This is a genomic window from Falsiroseomonas tokyonensis, assembly GCF_019024325.1.
Taxonomy (GTDB): domain Bacteria; phylum Pseudomonadota; class Alphaproteobacteria; order Acetobacterales; family Acetobacteraceae; genus Falsiroseomonas; species Falsiroseomonas tokyonensis.
This window is the reverse complement of the sequence record NZ_JAFNJS010000001.1, coordinates 774,807-791,625: the sequence shown is the minus strand read 5'-3', so window position 1 is coordinate 791,625 and position 16,819 is coordinate 774,807. Positions and strand designations below refer to the sequence as shown.

The window sequence follows — 16,819 nt, the reverse complement described above, 5'->3', positions numbered from 1 at the left end:
CGGCAACGGGGCCGCCCTTTTTTGTTGCCCTCCAAGGCGCAGCCTATCCGCCCCATCGTCACGCCCCGCCTTCGGCCGCCCCGGGGCCTGTCCTAGCCTTTCATCTGCACGATGATGGATGCGGGAGCAGGACGCCAATGAGTACCGACCACCCCAAGCCGACCTCCTTGCTCGGCAGCCGCGGCTGGCAGGATCTGGCAGCGGGCTGGGGCCGGCGCGGCCGGAGCCGCGACAGACGCCACACCGACCCCGCCGCGCGCCCGGCCGCGCCACGCGCCACACCGCAACCCGCCTGCATCTGGTCGCCCAGGAACGGCGATGCGCAATTCACCGGCCAGCCGGGCCAGGACCTTCTGATGCTGCGGGATGTCACCCTGACGCAGTTCATCATCGCCATGAACCTGCGCGAGCCTGGGCTGTCGCTGCACCTGGATGCGGATGGCGGCATCGGCTTCATCGACCGTGCGGGCGAGCCCTGCGTCTTCAGCGGCGACCTGACGCTGAACGGCGCGACGCTGCGCTGGGACGGGGTCTTGCGCATCGTCCTGGCCTGAATCCGGGGCTGAACCGCGGGATCGCGGCAGAGGCGCCCTGCGGCGCGCCGCCGGAGGAGGTCCGGTAGGGGGTGCGCGGCGCGCCACAGGGACCGGCTCCGGAGCGGGGGGCGCCTCGGGACCGTGACGGAGACGCTACACCTTTGCTGCACCGCCCCCAAAAGGGTTTCGTAGGGGTCCGCATGCGAAGTTGATGCGGCTCCCATACCCGCCGCGCGGGCCCCTTTGCCTATCCGCCAGATCTTGCGGCAAACTCCGGAGTCGCAACGGCTTGGGACGGCGCATGCGCGCTCACAGATTGCAGCTCGACAGCCGCGGACGCGTGCTGCTGACACCGGCGCTGCGCGCCGCAACCGGCCTGCTGCCGGGCCTGAAGCTGCGTGTTCTGGTGGAGGATGGCGAATTGGCGGTCTCCCCCGGCGAAATGCCGGAGCGCGGCCGCAGCCCGACGCTGGACCGCAAGGGGCGCCTGACCCTGCCCGGGCCGCTGCGCCGCTCGCTTGGCCTGGCGCCGGGGGCGATGCTGCTGCTGCGGGTGGATGCGCCGGGGCTGCGTCTGGTGGCGCCGGCGCGGCTGCTCGGCCGGATGCGGGCCGCGCGCCTGGCGCTGGCTCAGGCGCTGGAGCAATAGCGCCGACAAGCGCCTTGAATCGCGCGGGCTTTTCGCGGCGCGGCAAAAGGGCTTAAGCCTTTGCCGCCGGCAGGGCCGCACTGGCCCCGGCTGCGCCGCCGAAGGAGTTCCGCTTGGCCTCGCTGATGCCGGATGCGCTGCGACGCAGCGCGCTGTTCCAGGATCGCCGCCTGCTGCTGATGCTGGCGCTGGGCTTCTCCGCCGGCCTGCCGCTACCGTTGGCAGCCGGCCAGGTGCTGCGGCAGTGGTTCACCGAAAGCGGCATGTCGCTGGGCGCGCTGGGGCTGACCGCCCTGATCGGGCTGGCCTATGCGAACAAGTTCCTCTGGTCGCCGGTCTTCGATGCGGTGCGGCCACCGTTTCTCGGCCGCCGGCGCGGCTGGCTGGTGGTGCTGCAGCTGGCGCTGATGGCCGCCATCGCCGGCATCGGCCTGACCGATCCGAGCCAGGGCGCGCAGGCCACCGTGCTGCTGGCGGTGCTGGTCGCCTTCCTTTCGGCCAGCCAGGACATCGTCATCGATGCCTGGCGCATCGAGATGCTGGGCGAGGATGAGGAGCGCCAGGCCTATGGGCTGGCCGCCTATGTCTGGGGCTACCGCCTGGCGCTGCTGGCCAGCGGCGCCGGCACTTTGCTGCTGGTGGCGCATATCGGCTGGTCCGGCGCCTATTTCTACGCCGCGACATTGATGCTGGTGGGGCTGGCCGCGACCCTGGCGGGGCGGGAGGCGGTGGCGCCGCCCGCCATGCCCTTGGGCTGGGGCGAGCGGCTGCGGATGACCGTCGTCGCCCCCTTCCGCGATTTCATCCGCCGCCGCTACTGGCTGGCGATCCTGGCCTTCATCGCCCTGTTCAAGCTGGGCGAGGCCCTGGCCAGCATCCCGCTGACTGCCTTCTACCGCTCCGAGGGCTTTACCCGGGAAGATCTGGCCACCGTCGGCACCGTCTTCGGCCTGGCGGCGACGCTGCTGGGGGCGGTGGCCGGCAGTTGGCTGGTCGGACGCATCGGGGTCGGCCGGGCCCTGATCCTGACCGGCATGACGCAAATGCTGTCCAACCTGATGTACCTGGCGCTGGTCGGCGGGGGGCGGGACATCCCGATGCTGTTTGCCCAGGTGGGGATCGAGAATTTCACGGACGGCCTCGCCGATGCGGCCTTCCTGACCTACCTCTCGCTTCTGGTGAACCGCAGCTTCAGCGCCACGCAATATGCGCTGCTCTCCTCCCTCGCCGCTGTGCCGCTGCGCAGCATCGGCGCCTCCGCCGGGCAGCTGGCCGCGGCGCTGGGCTGGTCCTGGTTCTTCCTGCTGACCACGGCGGCGGCGCTGCCGGCCATGGCCATCATGCTGTTTCTGCTCCGGCAGCTGCCGCCGCCTGCGGACAAGGACACCGCCGCATGACCAGCCCGATCCTGCTGACCCCGCTACTGCTGATCTTCTCCAACGTCCTGATGACCTTCGCCTGGTATGGCCATCTGAAGCAGCCGGCCTGGCCGCTCTGGCTGGCGGTGGTGGCCAGCTGGGGCATCGCCTTCTTCGAATACTGCTTTGCCGTGCCCGCCAACCGCATCGGCTATGGCACCTTCACGGGGCAGCAGCTGAAGGTGATGCAGGAAGTCATCACCCTGGCGGTCTTCGCCGTCTTCAGCGTGATGTTTTTGGGGGAGCAGCTGCGCTGGACCTATTTCGCGGCGATGGGCTGCCTGGTGGCGGCGGTGGTTTTCATCTTCTTGCCGGTCGACTGATCTCTCAAACGGTCTCTCAGCCGGTCAGCACCCCGTGCTGCCGCAGGAAGGCCAGCAGCGGCAGCAAGGGCAGGCCCAGGATGGCGCTGTGGGCGCCGTCCACCCTGGCCATCAGATGCACGCCGAGGCCTTCCAGCCGATAGGCGCCGACGCTGGCCAACAGCACCTCGCCTTCCGCCGCGAGGTAGGCATCGAGAAAATCCTCGGAGAAGTCGCGCATGGTCAGGCGGGGCGTGGTGACGTCCTGCCAGATGCGCTGGCCGTCGCGCCAGGCGACGGTCGCGGTCACCAGCTCATGCGGCCGGCCGCGCAGTTCCAGCAGCTGGCGGCGGGCGGCGGCCAGGTCCACCGGCTTGTCGTACCAGCGCAGCACGCCGGCCTCATCCCGGCAGACCAGCAGCTGGTCGCCGCCGATCACCAGCGCCTCCGGCCGCTTGCGCGCCACCCGCATGGCCTTGGCGTCGGCCAGCATGATCGCGGCCTCGGCGGGCGGGATGCCCTCGGCTTGGCAGGATTCCTTGATCGCGGCCTCATCGACCGCGGCCGCCACCGCCTCGAAGCGCAGCCCGGCCGATTCCAGCAGCGCGCGGCGGCTGGTGGAGGCGCTGGCCAGGACCAGTTGCGGGCTTTCGGCCTGCCGCATCAGGCCAGGGCGCCCGCAGCGGGGTCGGCCGGGCGGGGCGGCTCGGCCGCGCGAAGGCCGCGGCGGGCGTGCCAGGCCTCCATCAGCTGCAGCACGGTGGCCGCCGTTTCCTCGATGGACCGGCGGGTGACGTCGATTACCGGCCAGCCGTATTTGGTGCAGAGCCGGCGCGCCGCCTGGATCTCCGCCTTCACCGCCTCGGGATCGACGTAATCCGTCGCGTCATGGTGCACGCCATGGGCGCCGATCAGCTTCAGGCGATGGCGGCGGATCTCGATCAGCGCATTCGTCTCGATATGCAGGCCGATCACCGGGCAGGGCGCCGATTCCAGCTCCGGCGGCAGCGGCGCGCCGGGCACCAGCGGCACATTGGCCGCCTTGATGCCGCGATTGGCCAGGTAGAAGCAGGTCGGCGTCTTGGAGGAGCGGGAGACGCCGACGATGCAGACATCGGCCTCCGCGATGCCGGCCGTGCCCTGGCCGTCATCATGCGCCAGGACGTAGTGCATCGCGTCGATGCGGCGGAAATAGTCGGCATCCATCACATGCTGGGCGCCGCGCTTTTCCCGCGCCTGGGCGCCGATCGCCTGCTGCAGCATCTCCATCACCGGCTCGAGCGGCGACATGTGCTCGATATGCAGGCGGTCGCAATGCTCCTCCAGCGCCAGGCGCAGGCTGCGGTCGACCAGGGTGAACAGCACCGGGCCGGGCTCGGCTTCGATCCCCTCCAGCACCCGGTCGAGCTGCAGGCGGGAGCGGATCAGCGACCAGCGATGATGGACGACATGCGGATCCTCGAAGCGCGACAGCGTCGCGCGGGCGATGGAATTCAGCGTCTCTCCGGTGCTGTCGGAGACGAGATGCAGGTTGATCGTGCGGCTTGGCATGATGATGCACCTGGTTCCCGACCTGCGGGGCCGCCTGATCCTGCTGGTGCCCCCCTGGGCAGGATTAGCCCAAGGCGCGGCGGCATGACAGGGCGCCGCGCAGGCGCCGCGGGGCCTGCGGAAAGCCGTGGAAGCTGGGGACAGAATTGCGCCCGCGCCCGACCGCTCTCGGTCAGTGGGGACAAGCCGGCGGCGCCGCGCACAGGGGATGGAGTCACCGGGTCGCGGGCCGTTTACGGGGACAGCCCGATTCCACCTTCGGAATCAGCGCATTGCGCGCCGACCCTCCCCTGGATGAAGCTGTGGATGAAAGCTGCGTCTGCTTGATCCACATCGTCCACAGGGCCCTACAGCTACCCCAGACTCTTTCAGATTCTTTCTTCTTATGGGGGAATTGGCCTTTCCGCGGCCGTGCCCTAGGCAGTGACCAGCGGAGCGGAACCAGGGGAGGCGGGTTTGACGGCAGAGCCAGCAGGCGCGGCGACGGGGCTGGGCCAGGACAAACCGCTGCTGCGGGCCCTGTCCGGGGAGGCGGTCTGGCCGCCGCCGATGTGGCTGATGCGCCAGGCCGGGCGCTACCTGCCCGAATACCGCGAGATCCGCGCCCAGGCGGGCGGCTTCATCACCCTCTGCACCACGCCGGAGATGGCGGCGGAGGTCACGCTGCAGCCGATCCGCCGCTACGGCATGGACGGCGCCATCCTGTTCTCCGACATCCTGATGGTGCCCTGGGCCATGGGCCAGCCGCTGCGCTTCGCCGAGGGCGAGGGCCCCCAGCTGGAGCCGTTGCGCGACCTGGCGGCGGTGAATGCCTTGGAGGTGGGCGCCGTGCGAGAGCGCGCCGCCCCGATCCTGGAGACGGTGCGCCTTGTGCGCGCGGCGCTGGAGGCGCAGCACCCGAAGACCGCGCTGATCGGCTTCGCCGGCAGCCCCTTCACGGTGGCCTGCTACATGGTCGAGGGCCATGGCAGCCGCGATTTTGCGACCACGCGCCAGATGGCCTTCGCCGAACCGGCCCTGTTCGGCAAGCTGATCCGCACGCTGGTGGAGGCCACCACCGAATATCTGCTGGCCCAGGCCGAGGCGGGCGCCGAGGCCCTGATGCTGTTCGACAGCTGGGCCGGGCTGCTGCCGCCCGCACAATTCCGCCGCTGGGTGATCGAGCCCACCGCCACCATCGTGCGCAGCCTGAAGCGTCTGCACCCCTCCATCCCGATCATCGGCTTTCCGCGGCTGGCCGGCCCGCTGATCGGCGAATACACGCTGCGCACGGGGGTCAATACGGTGGCCATGGATACCTCGATGGATCCGCGCTTTGCGGCTACCGCCGTGGCGCCGACGGTCGGGCTGCAGGGCAACCTCGATCCGCTGTCGCTGATCGTGGGCGGTGATGCGATGGAGGCCGAGGCACGGCAGATCCTGGCGGCGATGCGCGGCCGGCCCTTCGTCTTCAACCTGGGCCATGGGATCGAGAAGGTGACGCCGCCCGAGCATGTGGCGCAGCTGGTGCGGATCGTACGCTCGGGCGGCTGACGGAAAAGCCCTCTTCCCCTGCCAGGGGGGGGTTGGACGCATGCGTCCAAGGTTCGGTGAGGGGGGTTTGCACATAGGCGCGGTTGCGCCCGTCTTGCGATAGCCCCCCTCACCCAACCCTCTCCCCCCGTTGGGTGGAGAGGGCTTTGTGCGTCAGTTCGGCAGCAGCACGAAGAGCGCGGCCCGGTCGCGCATGCCGCCGGCCTCGGCGCCGGCGGCATCGCCCCAGCCGGTGAACAGGTCGGCACGGGCGGGGCCGCGGATGGCGCCGCCGGTGTCCTGCGCCACGGTCAGCCGCCGTGCCGCCCCGGTGACCCAGACAGGCGTGCCCAGCGGCGTGCGCGTGCGATCCACGGCGATCGACCGGCCGGGCGTCAGCGGGGCCCCCAGGGCGCCGAGCGGCCCGGCCTCCGGCGGCAGTTCGGTCAGGGGGCGGAAGAAGACATAGCTCGGGTTGCGGTTCATCAGCGCGGTGGCCTCCGCCGGTGGCGCCGCGGCCAGCCAGGCGCGGATGGATTGCATGGAGACCGTCTCGCGCGTCAGCGTGCCGTTCTCCACCAGGGCGCGGCCGATCGCGTAGTAGGGAAAACCGTTCTGGGCAGCGTAGCCGAGGCGCAGCACGCTTCCATCGGTCATGCGGATGCGGCCGGAGCCCTGGATCTGCAGGAAGAAGGCATCCACGGGGTCGTCCACCCAGGCGAGCTCCAGCCCGCGGCCGGCCAGCGCCCCGGCGGTGATGACGGCGCGATCATGAAATGGCTGCAGGCGGCCATCGCGCACCAGGCCGGCGGTGCGGCGGCCGCGCAGATCGGTGGCGAAGGTGCCGAGATCGACCTCCACCAGCTCGGGCGGGCGGGCGTAGAGCGGGGTCTGGTAGGGGCCGGTGCGGGACGGGCTGCCGCGCAGCTCGGGCTCGTAATAGCCGGTGAGGACATCCTCGCCGACCGCCAGCGCCGTGAAGCGGCTCTCGAAGAAGCGGCGGGCGGCCGGGGCGTCATCCGCCGCCAGGCCCAGGGCGGCGGCGCAGGCAGGCCGAAAATCGCCGGCGGTCCGGGCGGTCGGCCCCTCCCCGCCCATCGGCCGGTCCGCCGGCAACCCGGCGAGCACCGCGCAGCTGGCCCGGAAGGCCGGCAGCGCCTCCGTCAGCCGGTCATCCGCCCAGCCGGGTAGTTCGGCGAATGGTACCACCCGCGGCAGCGGCGCCGGTTCCGCACACCCCGCCAGCACCACCGCAACAGCTGCGAAAAACCTTCGCATCCAGACCGCGGCAGCGTCCCGACTAGGCGGAGCGGGTGGCGGTGAGGCGCCAGGTGGGGTCGCTGCTGCGGAGGTCGCGCTGGAAGGTCCAGATATCCGTCAGTTCGGTCACGGCTTCCGCGCCGGCGGAAATGCTGCCGTCGCTGGCCGTGGTCAGGTTGATCTGGTCGCTGACGAAGCGAACCGTCACATCGGCCACCGTACCGCGCAGGTCGGCGGATTCGATGCCGGCCTCCTGCATGGCGCGGACTTCGGAGCGCTGGGTCTCGCCGGCCTGTTCGCGGGCGGTGATGGCGCCTTCGAAGCCGCCATAGACGTCGTCGGCCAGCAGGGCGCGCAGCGTCTCGCGGTCGCCGCGGGCGAAGGCGTCCACCACCATGCGGAAGGCGGCCTCGGCGCCGTTGAGGAAGCTCGGCGGATCGAAGCTGGGATCGACGCCCTTGATGCGGGCCAGGGCCTGGCCCGTGGGCGTGCGCGGGTCCGGCACCACGTGGCGGGTGGTGCTGGCGGGGGCGGGGGGCGGCAGTTCGGGCACCTCGGCCTCCCCGGCCGGGCGCGCGGTGCGCGGGTCATAGGGGTGCGGACCCTCGCGGGGCGGGCGCTCGAAGCCGGTGCGGCGGCCGAGCACGCTCCGCAGCCGCAGCACCAGGAAGGCCGCGACCATTGCGAACAGGATCAGATCGACAGGAAAGCCGCCCGACATTGCCAACTCCTCATCAAGCACTCACTTAAGGCGCCCCCAGCCCACCCGCAACGCCGGAGCCTGCGATCTGTCCCTGATGCTGCATCTAAGCCGTCCGGCGGGCAGGCATCGGGGCGGGGATTGCGGACCTGGCCGGGCTGCGTCACCTGTCGCACCGCATCAGGAGCCGCCCCGAAGATGATCCTGCTCCGCCATGGCCAGAGCGAGTTCAACCTGCATTTCAGCGCCACGAAGCGCGACCCCGGCATCATCGATCCGCGGCTGACCCCGCTCGGCCATGCCCAGGCGGAAGCCGCGGCGGCGGCGCTGGCGGCCGAGGGCATCACGCGCGTCATCGCCTCCCCCTATACAAGGGCGCTGCAGACCGCCGCGCCGGTGGCGAAGCGCCTGGGCGTGCCGGTGCTGGTCAATCCGCTGGTGCGCGAACGTTACGCCTTCACTTGCGATATCGGCAGCCCCGCCACGGCGCTTTGTGCGGAATGGCCGCATCTGGACTTCACCCACGTGGCGGAGACCTGGTGGCCGGCGCAGGAAGAACCGGCGGACCAGGTGCTGGCCCGCGCCGCGCTGTTCCGCGGCGAAATGTCCGCGCTGGAGGATTGGTCCAGCACGCTGGTCGTCGCGCATTGGGGTTTTATCCTGGCCATGACGGGCCAGTCGGTCGGCAACGGCACCTGGCTGCGCTGCGACCCGACGGAGCCGGCGCTGACCGAGGTGTCCTGGAAGCATCACTGAGCTTTTCGGGTTCCTGGCGCCCGGGGCCGGGCTTCAGGCTGGCGCGGGACGGCCGCCGAAGATCGCGGTGCCGACGCGGATATGCGTCGCGCCTTCGGCGATCGCGGCCTCGAAATCGCCGCTCATGCCCATGGACAGCACCGCAAGGCCGTGCCGCGCGGCCATTCCGGCCAGCAGGGCGAAATGGGGGCGCGGATCGGCCTCGGCCGGGGGGATGCACATCAGCCCCGTCACGGGCAGGCCGTGTTCCTCGCGGCAGGCGCGGATGAAATCATCCGCCTCGGCGCGCGCGATGCCGGCCTTCTGCGGCTCGTCACCGGTATTGACCTGAACCAACAGCCGGGGCTGGCGACCCTCCCGCGCCATGGCGTCGCGCAGCGCCACGGCGAGTTTCGGGCGGTCCAGGCTCTCGATCACATCGGCGACGCGCACCGCCTCCCGCGCCTTGTTAGTTTGCAGCGCGCCGATCAGGTGCAGCCGCAGCGCGGGCCAGGCGGGGCGCAGCGCGGGGAATTTTCCCTCGGCCTCCTGCACCCGGTTCTCGCCGAAGACCATCTGCCCACAAGCCAGGGCGGCTTCCACCGCGGCGCCGGGATGGGTCTTGGAAACGGCGACCAGCGTGACCGAGCCGGGCGCCCGGTTGGCGCGCAAGCAGGCCTCGGCGATCCTGTCCCGGATTTGCTTGAGCTGGCTGGCAATGGGATCGGTGGGAAGGTCGTTGGGCATGGCGCGGAGGCTAACGCAATTCGGGGCATGGCGGAAACAAAGCCGGTGACCGAAGGGCGGAGCCTGCTGGCCTGGTCGCGCCGGCTGACGCCGCGGCGCGACCGGCGCGGCGTGCTTCCCCGGCTGTGGCTGGTCTCGGACCCGGTGCGGCTGCCGGACCCCTGCGCCGCCGCGGCCCGGCTGCCACGCGGGGCAGGGGTGCTGGCGCGCGGCCTGGCGCCCGCGGTACTGCAGCGCCTGCGGCAGGTGGTGCGGCGGCGCGGGCTCGTGCTGCTGCTCGGCGGCGATCCGGCCGGCGCGCTGCGCGCGCGCTGCGGGCTGCATCTGCCGGACCGGCCGCCCCCTGGAACCCTGGTCGCCTTCCTGGCGGCACGGCGTCGAGGCGCGCCCTGGGCGCGGCTTTCGGTGGCGGTGCATGGCCGGGCGGCGGTGGCGCGGGCGCGGCGCCTGCACGCCGATTGCGGCTTTGTCTCGCCGGCCTTCGCCACGGCCAGCCATCCGGGCGCGGCCGCGCTCGGCCCGCTGCGCTGGGCCGCGCTGGCGAGCGGCCAGGGCCAAGCCGCCATCGCGCTCGGCGGCGTGGCGCCCGGCACGGCCGGCCGGCTGCCGCGACGGGGGGCTGGGCGCGCGGCCGGGCTCGCGGCAATCGGCGCATTGCGAGCCTGAGCCAGGGGGCAAGCGGCCTGTGGCTCCGTTGCCACACTGTCTCAACGAAGTCGCGCCGGGCTGTCCTGCGGCGTTGCCCGATCCGCAATGGCCGGACCATTATCCGCTCGGGCCTGACTGCTGCCAGGGGGGAACCTGGTGGCGGCGTCCTGCCGAGGGGGGCAGGCGGGTTGTCGCATGCCGGGGGCCACCCGGTGCAGGAGGAGGTTTTAGATATGCGCAAGATTCTGCTGGGCACCACTGCGGTGGTGGGCGCCGCGCTGATGGGCATGGGTGTGGCCCAGGCGCAGGAAGCGCCGACGGTTCGCGTCGGCGGCTACTTCGAATTCACGGCCGGCTACGTCAACGACGACTTCGACCGCCCCAATGTCACGGGCGCCAATCGCTCGCGCTCCAAGGTGGATTTCCGCAGCGATATGGAAATCAGCGTGATCGTGCGCGGTAAGGCTGCCAACGGTTTGTCCTACGGCGCCGAAATCGAGTTGCAGATGGACAACGTTACGTCTCCTGGCGGCTCCTCGGGAGTGCTTGGGAGCGGGTTCATCGGAGCCGGCAGCGGTGGCATCGTGGATACTGATGAGGCTTGGGGCTTCATTTCCAGCCCGACGCTCGGTACCTTGCAGTTCGGTGACCAGGACAGCGCCGCGGATCAGCTCAAGGTCGCTGCGCCAAGCGTTACCAACCTTGGTGAGTCCGGTGGCTGGGATGAGTTCGTTGCCATTGATGGAGCTAACACCCGCTACATCCTCTCGACGATCAACGACGGCAACGATTCCACCAAAATCATCTACCTGTCCCCGCAGTTCTTCGGCTTCGACTTCGGCGTCAGCTATGCGCCAAACACCTTTGAAGGCGAGAATCTTCTTCAGAATAACGCCCAGCAGAATGGCTCGCTGCAGCGCAACGCGAATGGTGGCTTTATTCGCAACGAGTTGTCCGGCGCGCTCCGTTACCGCGGCAGCTTCGGCAATGTCGGCGTAGCTGCCGCCTTCTCCGCAATGCGTGGCGATGCACCAGACGGCGTAGCGCCTGGCTTCCAAGATCCGAATGCCTATCAGGTCGGCTTGAACTTGTCCGCCTACGGCTTGACTGTCGGTGGTCACTACGTGTGGGGCAAGTTCGACCGCGCCTCCTTTGGCCGCATTGGCCTGCCACAGGGTCGCGATACCTCCACCAACTGGACGATTGGCGCGACCTACCGCATCGGCGCCATGTCGCTCGGCGCCTTCTATGCGCTTGGAAAACGTGACAATGGCGGCGCCCTCGCCGACCGTGAACAGCGCGCAATTGGCGTGGGCGCGGTCTATACCCTTGCGCCGGGCCTTGAGGCGTTCGCGAACTACACGAACGTTAACGATGAGAACGTAGCCGGGCTGACAGCAACGGGCGTAGTGGCCGCGAATGGGGCCCCGGGCAACCTTCGCAACCGCAACATCGACATCTTCATCATCGGAACGCGCCTGGCCTTCTGATCCTTACCGATCAGCGACCCGAAGGGGGCGGCAGGGAAACCTGCCGCCCCTTTTCGTTTCAGGGTGGCGGCGCGTCGCCAACCCCGGCTTTGCGATCCTGCCCGCAACGGGTAAAGACCGTCCCAAGACATGGCCCCCGATGGGTTGGGATGGGCCGGGATGAGAAAAATGCGCCTGACGCGACTGATGATGGTCGGCCTGACCGGAACCCTGCTGGCGGCGTGCAGTGCGCTGGAAGGCAATGTCCGAACCCCCGGGCTCGACGAATACAGCTCCGACCGCCGGCGGGACCAGGTGCGTGGACGCCTCGGCGGCACCGACGGCATCCTGATCTTCGGTACGGACCGCAACCAGCAGCGCGGCGGCGGCGCCGGAGAGGCGTCCGGCATCGGCGTGAATGCCTTCCTGTGGCGCGCGGCGCTGGATACGCTGTCCTTCATGCCGCTGTCCTCGGCGGACCCCTTCGGCGGCGTGCTGATCACCGACTGGTACTCGCCCCCGGGCAATACCAGCGAGCGCTTCCGCGCCACCGCCTATATCCTCGGCCGGACGCTGCGCTCCGACGGCGTGCGGATTGCGCTGTTCCGGCAGGAATTGCGCGGCAATGCCTGGGTGGACGTGCCCGTCGCGGCCAGCACGGCCTCGGAACTCGAGGACCAGGTGCTCGGCCGGGCCCGCGAACTGCGCGCACAATCCACCGCCGCGGCGCGCTAGCCGACGCAGCGCAGCAGGATGAACGAGATCACGCCCATCCCGGATTCGGGTCAGCCGCAGCCGGCCCGGCATGACTTCGCCGCCGCCGAGCCGCGCTGGCAGGCGGAATGGGACCGCCGCGGCTGCTTCTCCGTGCCGGACGTGCCGCCCGAGGGGGCCAGCAAGTACTACGTGCTGGAGATGTTCCCCTACCCCTCCGGCAAGATCCACATGGGCCATGTCCGGAACTACACGCTGGGCGACGTCGTGGCGCGCTACAAGCGCGCCCGCGGCCACCTGGTGCTGCACCCGATGGGCTGGGACGCCTTCGGCCTGCCGGCGGAGAATGCCGCGCGCGAACGCGGCGTGCATCCGGGCGAGTGGACCTACCAGAACATCGCCAATATGCGCGCCGAGCTGAAGCGCATGGGCCTGTCGCTCGACTGGTCCCGCGAATTCGCCACCTGCGATGTCGCCTATTACGGCAAGCAGCAGAAGCTGTTCCTGGATTTCTGGAAGGCCGGGCTGGTCGAGCGGAAGGAGTCCTGGGTCAATTGGGACCCGGTCGACAATACCGTTCTGGCCAATGAGCAGGTGATCGACGGCCGCGGCTGGCGCTCCGGCGCGCTGGTCGAGAAGAAGAAGCTTTCCCAGTGGTTCCTGGCCATCACCAAGTATGCGCCGGATCTGCTGGAGGCGCTGGGCGGGCTGGACCGTTGGCCCGAGCGCGTGAAGCTGATGCAGTCCAACTGGATCGGCCGCAGCGAGGGCGCGCGCGTGCGCTTCAAGCTGACGCAGCCGGTGACCGAGACGGCCGAGGTCGAGGTGTTTACCACCCGCCCGGACACGCTCTTCGGCATGTCCTTCCTGGCGGTCGCCGCCGAACACCCGCTGGCCGCCGCGGCCGCCGCCGCGAACCCGGCCGCCGCGGAGTTCGTCGCCGAATGCCGCCGGATGGGCACCAGCGAGGCCGCCATCGAGCAGGCGGAGAAGCGCGGCTTCGACACCGGCTTCCGGGTGGCGCACCCTTTCATCGAGGGCGCCAGCTTCCCGGTCTGGATCGCGAACTTCGTGCTGATGGAATACGGCACCGGCGCCATCTTCGGCTGCCCGGGCCATGACGAGCGCGACTTCGAATTCGCCACCAAATACGGGCTGCAGATCAAGCCCGTGGTGCTGCCTCCGGGCGCCGATCCGGCGACCTTCAGCCTGGATGGCGCCGCCTATACCGATGACGGCACGCTGTTCAATTCCGGCTTCCTGGACGGCAAGCCGGTGCCAGCCGCCAAGCGCGCCGCCATCGAGAAGCTGGAGGCCCAGGGCCAGGGCACCGGCGTGGTGAATTGGCGCCTGCGCGACTGGGGTGTCTCCCGCCAGCGCTACTGGGGCTGCCCGATCCCGGTCATCCATTGCGACAGCTGCGGCGCGGTGCCCGTCCCCGAGGACCAGCTGCCGGTCGAGCTGCCGCAGGACGTCGACTTCTCCCGCCCCGGCAACCCGCTGGACCACCACCCCAGCTGGAAGCACGTGAACTGCCCGTCCTGCGGCGCCAAGGCGCGGCGGGAGACGGATACCTGCGACACCTTCGTCGACAGCTCCTGGTATTTTGCGCGCTTCTGCTCCCCGCATGCGGCCGCGCCCGTCACGCAGGAAGCGGTCAATGCCTGGCTGCCGGTGGACCAGTATATCGGCGGTATCGAGCATGCGATCCTGCACCTGCTCTATTCCCGCTTCTTCACCCGCGCCATGCAGGCGACCGGCCACCTGGCGGTGGCGGAACCCTTCGCCGGCCTGTTCACCCAGGGCATGGTCCAGCACGAAAGCTACAAGGCCGCCGATGGCCGCTGGCTGTACCCCGAGGAGGTGGAGTTCAGCCTGGCCGCCGATGGCACCCGCAGCGCCACGCTGAAGGGCGGCAACGAGCCGGTGACCATCGGCCGCATCGAGGCGATGTCGAAGTCCAAGCGCAACACGGTGGATCCCGGCGCCATCATCGGCCGCTACGGCGCCGATACCGCGCGCTGGTTCATCCTCTCCGACAACCCGCCGGAGCGGGACATGGAGTGGACGGAATCCGGCGTCGCCGGCGCTTTCCGGTTCACCCAGCGCGTCTGGCGCCTCGCTTCCAACGCGCTGCCGACGCTGCCCACCCCCGGCGCCCCGATGCCCGAGGCGACCGGCCCGGCGAAGAAGCTGCGGCAGGTGACGCACCGGACCATCACGGCGGTGACCGAGGCGCTGGACAGCTTCGCCTTCAACGTCGCCGTCGCCCGCATCCATGAATTCGCCAATGCAATCGGCGAGGCGGAGGCCCAGGCCGGCGCCGAGGGCATGGGCGCGGCGCGGCGGGAAGCGCTCGAAATGCTGGCGCGCCTTTCCGCCCCGATGATGCCGCACCTGGCGGAGGAGCTGTTTTCCCTCCTCAATCCGGACTCGGACAAACTGGTCGCCCAGCTGCCCTGGCCGGAGGCCGACCCCGCCCTGGTGCGGGCCGAGACCATGACGCTGGCCGTTCAGGTGCTGGGCAAGCTGCGCGCCACCATCGAAGTCTCCGTCAACGCGACCGAGGCGGAGATTTTCGCCCTGGCCGAGGCGGAGGAGAACGTGCAGCGTGCCTTCGGCGGCAAGCCGGTGAAGAAGCGGATTCATGTTCCGGGGCGGGTGGTCAATTACGTCGTCTAACTCCCTGACGCGGCGCGGCCTGCTCGGCGGCCTCGGCCTTATGGCGCTCGGCGGCGCCCTGGGCGGCTGCGGCTTCCGGCCGCTCTATGGCTCGGCCGGGCCGGGCGAGGTGGATGTGCGGGCGGAGCTTTCCGCCATCCGCGTCACCGTCATCCAGGAACGCTTCGGCCAGCTGCTGCGCCGCGCCCTGTACCAGCGCATGGGCCAGGATATCGGCGGGCCGCAGGAGGCGCGCTACGAGCTGCGTCTGTCGCCCAGCCTGCAGGCCGAAGGCATCGGCATCCAGCGCGACGGCACCGCCACCCGCATCCGCTACCTCGGCGCCGCCAACTGGCTGCTGGCCCGCCCCGGCCCGCCGCCCGAAACCCTGGCCTCCGGCGTGGAGCGCGCGACGGAAGCCTACAACATCCCGCCGAACCAGTTCTTCGCCGCCGACAGCAGCCGGGAAGCCGCGGAAGCGCGGCTGGCCGAACTGCTGGCGGAGCTGGTGGTGACGCGCATCGCGGTGGACTTCCGCCGCCGCGCCGCCGGCGACGCCGCCCTCGCCCGGGGCGGGCCGGCCGCGCTGCCCGCCACACCCACTGCGCCGGTGCTGCAGCCGGTGCGGCCGGAGCTGGTGCCCGGGATGACGCCGAACCTGCGCTGAGCGCAGCATGGCCAAGCTCGACCCGAAACGCCTTGCCGCCTTCCTCGACAATCCGGGCGCCACGCGCGCCGTGCTGCTGCATGGCGACGATGCCGGCCTGGCGCGTGAGCGGGCGGAGCAGCTGGTGCGCGCGGTGCTCGGCGGCGCCATGGACGACCCCTTTCGCCTGGCCGAGCTGAGCCGCGACGAAGCCGCGAAACCCGGCGCCCTGGCCGGCGAAGCCGCCGCACTCGCCATGACCAGCGGCCGGCGGGTAGTGCGGCTGCGGGACGCGACCGACGCCCATGCCACGCCCCTGAAAGAAGCCCTGGCCAGCGCCGGGGAAGCCCTGCTGATCCTGGAAGGCGGCGAACTGACCGCGCGGTCCAAGCTGCGCGTCCTGGCGGAGGCCGCGCCCGATGTGATGGTAGTGGCCTGCTGGCGCGAGCGGCCGGACGAACTGGCCGGCACCATCGGCCGCATGCTGCGCGAACAAGGGGTGCAGGCGGACGCCCCCGTGCTCGGCTGGCTCGCCGCCCGCCTCGGCGAGGACCGGCTGCTGCTGCGCCGCGCGGTGGAGGTGCTGGCCCTGCATGCCGGCCCGGACGGCAAGGTGGACGAGGCTGCCGCCATGGCCTGCGTGGCCGAAGGCGCCTCCGCCGACCTCGACACCGCCCTGATGGCTGCCACCGCCGGCGACGCCCTGGCCGCCGACCGCGCCCTGGACGCCGCCTTCGCCGAAGGCGCCAACGCCGTGATGGTGGTGCGCGCCACACTGCGCCACGTGCAGCGGCTGCACGAGGCCGCAATCGCCGGCGGCGATTCCGGCGCCCTGCGCCCCCCCGTCTTCTTCCGCCACAAGCCCGCCTTCGACAAAGCCCTGCGCATCTGGCCGCCCGCCGCCCTGGAAGCCCAGGGCGCCGCCCTGCTCGAAGCCGAACGCCGCACCAAGACCACCGCCTTCCGCGAGGTCCACGAAACCCTCGCCCGCGCCGGCATCGCCGCACTGGCCCGACAGGCTGCCGGGCTGGCGCGGCGGTGAGGCGCCGCAGGGGGGACGCTGTCCCCCCTGCACCCCCCTGCCAAGGGGCAGTGGCCCCTTGGAACCCATTGATTCATGAGTAGAAATGGAGAGGGGCGGGAGGAACCGCGGGCTCGGCGGTCCCGCTGGCCCCTCTCCATTTCTACTCAAGGTCCCGTGGTCCAGGAGGCCACTGCCTCCTGGCGGGGAGGGTGCGGGAGGGGCAGAGCCCCTCCCGCTGCCGCCAAGC

General features: G+C 70.6%; 17 protein-coding genes. 12 read left to right on the top strand and 5 right to left on the bottom strand.

Features of this window, described 5'->3' with window-relative positions; all coding sequences use genetic code 11:
- The first annotated feature begins 137 nt into the window (after positions 1-137).
- The 4 genes from J3S20_RS03425 (at position 138) to J3S20_RS03410 (ending at position 2,926) form a co-directional block, all read left to right on the top strand.
- Complete coding sequence (locus J3S20_RS03425; RefSeq protein ID WP_216834624.1) at positions 138-554, top strand: hypothetical protein; 417 nt, start codon at positions 138-140, stop codon at positions 552-554.
- Between the two features lie 283 nt (positions 555-837).
- Positions 838-1,185 carry an AbrB/MazE/SpoVT family DNA-binding domain-containing protein gene (locus J3S20_RS03420; RefSeq protein ID WP_216834622.1) on the top strand — a complete coding sequence of 116 codons (348 nt, stop codon included), beginning with the start codon at positions 838-840 and terminating at the stop codon, positions 1,183-1,185.
- A gap of 113 nt (positions 1,186-1,298) precedes the next feature.
- Entirely contained in the window at positions 1,299-2,582 is a 1,284-nt protein-coding gene (locus tag J3S20_RS03415) for an AmpG family muropeptide MFS transporter (RefSeq protein ID WP_246602245.1), read from the top strand.
- Complete coding sequence (locus tag J3S20_RS03410) at positions 2,579-2,926, top strand: DMT family protein (RefSeq protein ID WP_216834621.1); 348 nt, start codon at positions 2,579-2,581, stop codon at positions 2,924-2,926. Before J3S20_RS03415 ends, J3S20_RS03410 begins: the two co-directional genes overlap by 4 nt.
- Before the next feature lie 16 nt (positions 2,927-2,942).
- Here the strand turns inward: J3S20_RS03410 and J3S20_RS03405 are convergent, their stop codons facing one another.
- Complete coding sequence (locus J3S20_RS03405) at positions 2,943-3,569, bottom strand: Maf family protein (RefSeq protein WP_216834620.1); 627 nt, start codon at positions 3,567-3,569, stop codon at positions 2,943-2,945.
- A complete protein-coding gene (locus J3S20_RS03400; protein WP_216834619.1) occupies positions 3,569-4,456 on the bottom strand; it encodes a pyruvate, water dikinase regulatory protein in 888 nt (295 codons plus the stop codon). Before J3S20_RS03400 ends, J3S20_RS03405 begins: the two co-directional genes overlap by 1 nt.
- Positions 4,457-4,945: 489 nt before the next feature.
- Here J3S20_RS03400 and hemE point away from each other — a divergent pair, with 489 nt between their 5' ends.
- Complete coding sequence (hemE, locus tag J3S20_RS03395) at positions 4,946-5,989, top strand: uroporphyrinogen decarboxylase (RefSeq protein ID WP_216835412.1); 1,044 nt, start codon at positions 4,946-4,948, stop codon at positions 5,987-5,989.
- A 153-nt stretch (positions 5,990-6,142) separates the two neighbouring features.
- Here the strand turns inward: hemE and mltA are convergent, their stop codons facing one another.
- Together mltA and J3S20_RS03385 are read right to left on the bottom strand one after the other, a co-directional pair.
- Entirely contained in the window at positions 6,143-7,246 is a 1,104-nt protein-coding gene (mltA, locus tag J3S20_RS03390; protein ID WP_216834617.1) for a murein transglycosylase A, read from the bottom strand.
- 22 nt (positions 7,247-7,268) lie between these two features.
- Positions 7,269-7,949: a Tim44/TimA family putative adaptor protein gene (locus tag J3S20_RS03385; RefSeq protein WP_216834615.1), complete on the bottom strand. Its 681-nt coding sequence runs from the start codon at positions 7,947-7,949 to the stop codon at positions 7,269-7,271.
- A gap of 177 nt (positions 7,950-8,126) precedes the next feature.
- Here J3S20_RS03385 and J3S20_RS03380 point away from each other — a divergent pair, with 177 nt between their 5' ends.
- Entirely contained in the window at positions 8,127-8,684 is a 558-nt protein-coding gene (locus J3S20_RS03380) for a histidine phosphatase family protein (RefSeq protein ID WP_216834613.1), read from the top strand.
- A gap of 33 nt (positions 8,685-8,717) precedes the next feature.
- On the opposite strand, the gene J3S20_RS03375 is transcribed toward J3S20_RS03380, so the two are convergent.
- Complete coding sequence (locus J3S20_RS03375; RefSeq protein ID WP_216834611.1) at positions 8,718-9,410, bottom strand: YggS family pyridoxal phosphate-dependent enzyme; 693 nt, start codon at positions 9,408-9,410, stop codon at positions 8,718-8,720.
- 27 nt (positions 9,411-9,437) lie between these two features.
- Between J3S20_RS03375 and J3S20_RS03370 the strand changes: the two genes are divergently transcribed.
- The 6 genes from J3S20_RS03370 (at position 9,438) to holA (ending at position 16,590) form a co-directional block, all read left to right on the top strand.
- Positions 9,438-10,076, top strand: a complete 639-nt coding sequence (locus tag J3S20_RS03370; protein WP_216834608.1) for a thiamine phosphate synthase — start codon at positions 9,438-9,440, stop codon at positions 10,074-10,076.
- Positions 10,077-10,291: 215 nt separating this feature from the next.
- Positions 10,292-11,548 (top strand): porin, encoded by a 1,257-nt coding sequence (locus tag J3S20_RS03365; protein ID WP_216834606.1) that lies wholly within the window; start codon positions 10,292-10,294, stop codon positions 11,546-11,548.
- Positions 11,549-11,716: 168 nt separating this feature from the next.
- Positions 11,717-12,262, top strand: a complete 546-nt coding sequence (locus tag J3S20_RS03360; RefSeq protein ID WP_343215140.1) for a DUF3576 domain-containing protein — start codon at positions 11,717-11,719, stop codon at positions 12,260-12,262.
- Between the two features lie 18 nt (positions 12,263-12,280).
- Positions 12,281-14,923, top strand: coding sequence for a leucine--tRNA ligase (gene leuS / locus J3S20_RS03355; RefSeq protein WP_216834602.1), 2,643 nt, complete (start codon positions 12,281-12,283; stop codon positions 14,921-14,923).
- Positions 14,889-15,569 carry an LPS assembly lipoprotein LptE gene (gene lptE, locus J3S20_RS03350; protein ID WP_216834600.1) on the top strand — a complete coding sequence of 227 codons (681 nt, stop codon included), beginning with the start codon at positions 14,889-14,891 and terminating at the stop codon, positions 15,567-15,569. Before leuS ends, lptE begins: the two co-directional genes overlap by 35 nt.
- 7 nt (positions 15,570-15,576) lie before the next feature.
- Positions 15,577-16,590, top strand: coding sequence for a DNA polymerase III subunit delta (holA, locus tag J3S20_RS03345; protein ID WP_216834598.1), 1,014 nt, complete (start codon positions 15,577-15,579; stop codon positions 16,588-16,590).
- Positions 16,591-16,819: the final 229 nt, after the last annotated feature.

Bases quoted from the DNA above. Each gene is read 5' to 3' on its own strand.
- J3S20_RS03425 (WP_216834624.1), top strand. From the start codon at position 138: ATGAGTACCGACCACCCCAAGCCGACCTCCTTGCTCGGCAGCCGCGGC.
- J3S20_RS03420 (WP_216834622.1), top strand. From the start codon at position 838: ATGCGCGCTCACAGATTGCAGCTCGACAGCCGCGGACGCGTGCTGCTG.
- J3S20_RS03410 (WP_216834621.1), top strand. From the start codon at position 2,579: ATGACCAGCCCGATCCTGCTGACCCCGCTACTGCTGATCTTCTCCAAC.
- J3S20_RS03405 (WP_216834620.1), bottom strand. From the start codon at position 3,569: ATGCGGCAGGCCGAAAGCCCGCAACTGGTCCTGGCCAGCGCCTCCACC.
- J3S20_RS03400 (WP_216834619.1), bottom strand. From the start codon at position 4,456: ATGCCAAGCCGCACGATCAACCTGCATCTCGTCTCCGACAGCACCGGA.
- mltA (WP_216834617.1), bottom strand. From the start codon at position 7,246: ATGCGAAGGTTTTTCGCAGCTGTTGCGGTGGTGCTGGCGGGGTGTGCG.
- J3S20_RS03385 (WP_216834615.1), bottom strand. From the start codon at position 7,949: ATGTCGGGCGGCTTTCCTGTCGATCTGATCCTGTTCGCAATGGTCGCG.
- J3S20_RS03380 (WP_216834613.1), top strand. From the start codon at position 8,127: ATGATCCTGCTCCGCCATGGCCAGAGCGAGTTCAACCTGCATTTCAGC.
- J3S20_RS03375 (WP_216834611.1), bottom strand. From the start codon at position 9,410: ATGCCCAACGACCTTCCCACCGATCCCATTGCCAGCCAGCTCAAGCAA.
- J3S20_RS03370 (WP_216834608.1), top strand. From the start codon at position 9,438: ATGGCGGAAACAAAGCCGGTGACCGAAGGGCGGAGCCTGCTGGCCTGG.
- J3S20_RS03365 (WP_216834606.1), top strand. From the start codon at position 10,292: ATGCGCAAGATTCTGCTGGGCACCACTGCGGTGGTGGGCGCCGCGCTG.
- J3S20_RS03360 (WP_343215140.1), top strand. From the start codon at position 11,717: ATGCGCCTGACGCGACTGATGATGGTCGGCCTGACCGGAACCCTGCTG.
- leuS (WP_216834602.1), top strand. From the start codon at position 12,281: ATGAACGAGATCACGCCCATCCCGGATTCGGGTCAGCCGCAGCCGGCC.
- lptE (WP_216834600.1), top strand. From the start codon at position 14,889: ATGTTCCGGGGCGGGTGGTCAATTACGTCGTCTAACTCCCTGACGCGG.
- holA (WP_216834598.1), top strand. From the start codon at position 15,577: ATGGCCAAGCTCGACCCGAAACGCCTTGCCGCCTTCCTCGACAATCCG.